We start from the raw sequence: 5,209 nt of genomic DNA, 5'->3' as shown, positions 1-5,209 counted from the left end.
GGGTGGGAGCGCTCCCAGTCATACGTGTCGATGATGTTAACCGTCGAATGTTGTTCGCATAAGGGGTGTGTCACGCGTCCGTTGTGACCGAGAGTCCGTCACGCTGTGCTGGGTATACGTAACATGGTGGTACCGACAGGGGGCAATGGATGGCACGCATCACCCGCAGGAGCCTGGCGATCGCCACGCTCGGCACGTTGACCGGCGCTTTGACGCTCAGTCAGTCCTCGGCCGCCGCTGGCCGCGGGGCGGCTCCCCTGGCGGCGCTCGGCGCGCCGGCCGGCGGCGGCGCGAGATCGACCGGGCTGCGGGGCATGTGGATCGCCTCGGTCGCCAACATCGACTGGCCGAGCGAGCCCGGGCTCACGGCGGACGAGGCGCGTGCCGAGCTGGCCGCCCTGTTCGACGCGGCGGCCCGCTGGCGCCTCAACACCGTGTTCCTCCAGGTCAGGCCCACGGCGGACGCGTTCTGGCCCTCCCCGCACGAGCCCTGGTCGGAGTGGCTGACCGGCACCCAGGGTCGGGACCCGGGTTGGGATCCACTGGACTTCGCGGTCACCGAGGCACACGAGCGCGGCCTCGCGCTGCACGCCTGGTTCAACCCCTACCGGATCGCGACGCACGCCGACCCGTCCCGGCTGACGGCCGATCACCCGGCGCGCCGGCACCCGGACTGGGCGGTGCCCTACGGCGGCCGGCTCTACTACAACCCAGGGCTGCCCGAGGTGCGCGCGTTCACGCAGGACGCGATGATGCACGCCGTCGAGTCCTACGACATCGACGGCGTGCACTGGGACGACTACTTCTACCCGTACCCGGTGGCCGGCGAGGAGTTCGACGACGACGCGGCCTTCGAGGCGCACGGTGGGGACTTCGACGACCGCGGCGACTGGCGGCGGCACAACATCGACCTGCTGGTGCGGGAGATGGCGGAGCGGGTGCGGGAGGCCAAGCCGGACGTCGCGTTCGGCGTCAGCCCGTTCGCCGTCTGGCGCAACAAGGCGACCGACCCGCTGGGTTCGGACACCGACGCCGGCGTGCAGACCTACGACGACCTGTACGCGGACACCCGCGCGTGGGTGCGCGAGGGCTGGATCGACTACGTGCTGCCGCAGGTCTACTGGCACATCGGGCAGGAGGGCGCCGACTACGCGACGGTGGTGTCCTGGTGGTCGGAGGTCGCCAGGAACACCGGCGTCGCGCTCCACGTCGGCGAGGCGGTCTACAAGGTGGGCGACCCGGCGCAGGGCTCCGCCTGGCAGGACCCGGCCGAGCTCTCCCGGCACCTCACGCTGTGCGCCGAGCACCCGGAGGTGGGGGGCAACGCGTTCTACTCCGCCAAGCAGGTCAAGGCGGACCCGCTCGGCGCGATGACCCGGGTGTACCGCGACCACTACGCGTGAGCTGGCGCCGCGGCGCCAGCTCACGCGTAGTGGTGGGGGCGGCGTCAGCCGCGCCCTGGAGTCCGGCGGCGCCCGCTCTTGATCTCCGAGTCGGGCCCCGGGGACACGACGCTCTCGTGGCCGTCGGCCGAGCGCACCCGGAAGGGCGGCTCGCCGTTCTCGCCGAGCACCTCGATGATCTCGGTGACCCGCTCGGTGTCGCCGACGGTCCTGCCGTGCGTGACCATCCGGTCGCCTGTCTTCGCTCGCATCGGGATACCTTCCCGTCGCCTCTCGCCGTTCCCGGGGGTTCCGGGCCGCTGCGCGCGGCCGGCGTCCGACTGTGCCACCGGGCCGGTCGCGCACCCCGGTGTGATCTACGTCACCACTTTTAGTCTACGTCGCGCACCCCGACCCGTCAGCCGCGGGACCGCTGGGTGATCACGATGCAGACCAGCACGGCCACGGCCGTCAGCGGCGCGGCCAGGGTCAGGCGCTCGTCGAGCAGCAGCACCGCCCACACCAGCGTGAGCAGCGGCTGCGCGAGCTGCAACTGGCTGGCCCTGGCGATGCCGGCGCGGGCAAGGCCGCGGTACCAGACCACGATGCCCAGGACCTGGGAGCCGGCCGCCAGCCACAGCAGCCCGACGGCCGCGCGTGCCGTGAGCTCGGCCGGCTCGGCGAGCAGCGCGGCGACGAGGCCGGCCACGGCCAGCGGCAGGCAGGCCGTGAGGGCCCAGGCCACCACATGCCAGCCGGGCAGTTCGCCGGCCAGGCGGCCGCCCTCTCCGTAGGCGGCGGCGCAGATCAGCAGGGCGAGCAGCAGATAGCCGTCGCCGGCCGTGGGGGCGCCGCCGTTCTGCTGGAGCGCGAAGACGAGCACCGCGGCGGCACCGACCAGCGCCGCGCCCCAGAAGGCGCGCGACGGCCGGCTGCCCGTACGGAACGTGACGTAGCAGGCGGTGGTGATCGGCAGCAGCCCGACCACCACCGCGGCGTGGGCGGTGGACGAGGTCTGGAGGGCGAGCGTGGTCAGCAGCGGGAAGCCGATCAGGGTGCCGGCGGCCACGGTGGCGAGGCCCGGCCAGTGCCGGCGCTCGGGCGGCGGGGTCCGGGTCAGCGCCAGCCAGGCGGCGGCGGCGACCGCGCCCAGCGCGACGCGGGCACAGGTGAGGGTCCAGGGGCCGAGTCCGTCCAGGCCCCAGACGGTGGCGGGGAAGGTGAGCGAGAACGCCAGGACCCCGAGGGCGGCGAGGGCAATGCCACCCCGGTCCGTGACGGGGCGGATGTGGGCCGAGGCGGCCGGCACCGCTATCGGCAAGCGGGCGGTAGCGCTATGGTGATCCGTCATGAAACACAGTAGCAGTGAGGCGGAGCTGGCCGGCCTACTGCGTCGGGATCTGGACCGCTACCGGCCGGGGGAGCGGCTGCCGTCGAGCCGGGAGCTGATGCGTCGGCACCACGTCGGCCCCGGGACGGTCGCCCGCGCCCTGGCCGCGCTAGCCGCCGAGGGCCTCGTCGTCACCCGGCCGGGCGCCGGCGCCTTCCGCGCGGGACCACGCCCAGCGCCCCCGACGCCGGGCGACACCTCCTGGCAGCAGATCGCCCTCACCGCGGAGCCGTCGCCCGACGAGGTGCCGCGCACCGTGGAGGCCGAGGGTGTCCTGGCGACCCTCGTCGCCCCGCCGTCCGGCGTCATCGAGCTCAACGGCGGCTATCTGGCGCCCGCGCTGCGGCCCGAGCGCGCGCTGGCCGCCGCGCTCGCCAGGGCCGGGCGCCGACCCGGGGCCTGGGACCGGCCGCCGATGGCCGGCCTGCCGGAACTGCGCGCCTGGTTCGCCCGCGAGATCGACGGCGGCGCCGGCACGGTGGCGGCCGCCGACGTGCTGATCACGGCCGGCGGGCAGAGCGCCCTCACCACCGCGCTGCGCGCCCTCGCGCCGCCGGGCGCCCCGGTGCTCGTGGAGTCGCCGACCTACCCCGGGATGCTGGCCGTCGCCCGGGCCTCCGGGCTGCGGCCCGTCCCGGTGCCGGTGGACGCGGACGGGGTCCGCCCCGAACTGCTGCGGCAGGCGTTCCGGGCCAGCGGGGCGCGGGTGTTCGTCTGCCAGCCGCTCTTCCAGAACCCGACCGGCGCCGTGCTCGCCCCGGAGCGCAGGGCCGAGGTGCTCGCCGCGGCGCGGGCCGCCGGTGCCTTCGTGGTCGAGGACGACTTCGCCCGACTGCTCGGCCACGAGGACGCCGGTCCGCTGCCGCCGAGCCTGGCGGCCGACGACCCGGACGGCACGGTGGTGCACGTCCGTTCGCTGACCAAGGTGACCTCGGCGAGCCTGCGGGTCGGCGCGATCGCCGCGCGCGGACCGGTCGCCGAGCGGCTGCGGGCCATCCAGATCGTCGACAGCTTCTTCGTCCCGCGACCGCTCCAGGAGACGGCCCTCGAACTCGTCGGCGCGCCCGCGTGGGGCCGTCACCTCCGCGCGGTGGCACGGGAGTTGCGGGAGCGGCGGGAGGCGATGGCGCGGGCGCTCGCGGCCGGCCCGGCCGGGTTGCCGGCGCCGCCGCCGCGCGGCGGCTACCACCTGTGGCTGCCGCTGCCGCCCGGCGCCGACGAGGCCACGCTCGCCGCCGCCGCGCTACGGGCCGGCGTCGCCGTCGCGCCCGGCCGCCCCTACTTCGCGGCCGAACCGCCGGCGGCACACGTCCGCCTCAGCTTCGCACCCGCCGCCGGGCTCGCCGAACTGGTGGAAGGCGTCCGGCGGTTGGGCACGGCCTGGCGCGACGCGCTGGGCGGCCAGCCGGAACCTCCGTGAGACTTACCTCAGCGCGGTGGTGCTGATATTCGAGTGCTCGTACGATCACGCCATGCTGGTCACGCTGATCGCCGCAGCCCGCAGCTCCAGCCTTCTCGACGCACGCTTCGGCGATGACCGCCCTCTCGACACCGCCGGCTGGCGAGCGCTGGAGCGCGCCATCCCGGCCCTGCTGCCGCTGGCCGCCGCCGAGCTGCGCTACTGCTCGCCCACTCCGGGCAGCCGGCAGACCGGGGAGGCCATCGGCCTCGCCCCGCTCGCCCAACCCGCCCTGCGTGACTGCGACATGGGACGCTGGAGCGGCTTCACCTTACAGGAGGTCACCGCCCGGGAGCCGGCCGCGGTCGACGTCTGGCTCGCCGACCCCCGCTCGGCCCCGCACGGGGGCGAGGACCTGCTCACCTTCGTCGCCCGGGTCGGTGGCTGGCTCGACACCCGCCCCATCGACGACGACGGCCGGGTCGTCGCCGTCACCGAACCCTCGGTGATCCGGGCCGCCATGCTCTACGCGCTCAAGGCACCCCCGCTGTCGTAGTGGCGCACCGAGGTCCACCCGCTCTCCGTCGTCAGCCTCAGCGGCGGCCGTGGCCGTTGGAACCTCCGACTCGGCTGACGCCGACGCCGCCGTCCACGCACTGCCGACGGATCTCCCTGACCAGCCGGAGATCGGCCGCCGGGTCCACGAGGACATCGAGTCGCCGGACGCCGTCGCCGTGCATCACCCGGACGCTAAGCCGCTCAGTGTGATCGGCACGCCCCGACGCTGTCGCGCCTACGTGCCGGCGTCGAAGGCCTGTCGGCGATCGCCTGTTCGTGGAGAAGCGGAGAGTCGAATACCTATGCGCGCGTGGCGTTCCGCCGCCCGGCGCTCGGGTCCTGCGGGCGTGCTGCGCCCAGCTGTCCGGCCTGCCGGGCGGCCCGCCACACTCCCGTGCGCAGCGCTGACAGGGCGTGCGGGTGGGGAAATCCCGCGCGAGCGCCGGGCCCGCCCGGCCCCGCGGCGCGTGAAAGGGTGGG

The 5,209-nt window shown here is 74.9% G+C and carries 5 protein-coding genes and 1 pseudogene; 3 read left to right on the top strand and 3 right to left on the bottom strand.

What is annotated here, in order from left to right; all coding sequences use genetic code 11:
* The first annotated feature begins 149 nt into the window (after positions 1-149).
* Positions 150-1,403: a family 10 glycosylhydrolase gene (locus E1265_RS33310; RefSeq protein ID WP_132934689.1), complete on the top strand. Its 1,254-nt coding sequence runs from the start codon at positions 150-152 to the stop codon at positions 1,401-1,403.
* 44 nt (positions 1,404-1,447) lie between these two features.
* On the opposite strand, the gene E1265_RS33305 is transcribed toward E1265_RS33310, so the two are convergent.
* Together E1265_RS33305 and E1265_RS33300 are read right to left on the bottom strand one after the other, a co-directional pair.
* A complete protein-coding gene (locus E1265_RS33305) occupies positions 1,448-1,654 on the bottom strand; it encodes a DUF1918 domain-containing protein (RefSeq protein WP_132934688.1) in 207 nt (68 codons plus the stop codon).
* A 146-nt stretch (positions 1,655-1,800) separates the two neighbouring features.
* Positions 1,801-2,733 carry a DMT family transporter gene (locus E1265_RS33300; RefSeq protein ID WP_132934687.1) on the bottom strand — a complete coding sequence of 311 codons (933 nt, stop codon included), beginning with the start codon at positions 2,731-2,733 and terminating at the stop codon, positions 1,801-1,803.
* On the opposite strand from E1265_RS33300, the gene E1265_RS33295 reads away from it, so the two are divergent.
* Together E1265_RS33295 and E1265_RS33290 are read left to right on the top strand one after the other, a co-directional pair.
* Complete coding sequence (locus E1265_RS33295) at positions 2,732-4,192, top strand: PLP-dependent aminotransferase family protein (RefSeq protein WP_132934686.1); 1,461 nt, start codon at positions 2,732-2,734, stop codon at positions 4,190-4,192. The genes E1265_RS33300 and E1265_RS33295 overlap by 2 nt on opposite strands.
* Before the next feature lie 52 nt (positions 4,193-4,244).
* A pseudogene (locus E1265_RS33290) lies at positions 4,245-4,805 on the top strand (histidine phosphatase family protein).
* Here the strand turns inward: E1265_RS33290 and E1265_RS37530 are convergent.
* Complete coding sequence (locus tag E1265_RS37530) at positions 4,765-4,911, bottom strand: hypothetical protein (RefSeq protein WP_165953967.1); 147 nt, start codon at positions 4,909-4,911, stop codon at positions 4,765-4,767. The pseudogene E1265_RS33290 and the gene E1265_RS37530 sit on opposite strands and share 41 nt — an antisense overlap.
* Positions 4,912-5,209: the final 298 nt, after the last annotated feature.

The organism is Streptomyces sp. 8K308 (assembly GCF_004348315.1).
In the GTDB taxonomy this organism is placed as follows: domain Bacteria; phylum Actinomycetota; class Actinomycetes; order Streptomycetales; family Streptomycetaceae; genus Streptomyces.
This window is presented reverse-complemented; position numbering and strand designations above follow the sequence as displayed.

What these genes read in the sequence shown, in the direction of transcription:
- E1265_RS33295 (WP_132934686.1), top strand. Translation starts at nt 2,732, where the DNA reads ATGAAACACAGTAGCAGTGAGGCGGAGCTGGCCGGCCTACTGCGTCGG.
- E1265_RS33305 (WP_132934688.1), bottom strand. Translation starts at nt 1,654, where the DNA reads ATGCGAGCGAAGACAGGCGACCGGATGGTCACGCACGGCAGGACCGTC.
- E1265_RS33310 (WP_132934689.1), top strand. Translation starts at nt 150, where the DNA reads ATGGCACGCATCACCCGCAGGAGCCTGGCGATCGCCACGCTCGGCACG.
- E1265_RS33300 (WP_132934687.1), bottom strand. Translation starts at nt 2,733, where the DNA reads ATGACGGATCACCATAGCGCTACCGCCCGCTTGCCGATAGCGGTGCCG.
- E1265_RS37530 (WP_165953967.1), bottom strand. Translation starts at nt 4,911, where the DNA reads ATGCACGGCGACGGCGTCCGGCGACTCGATGTCCTCGTGGACCCGGCG.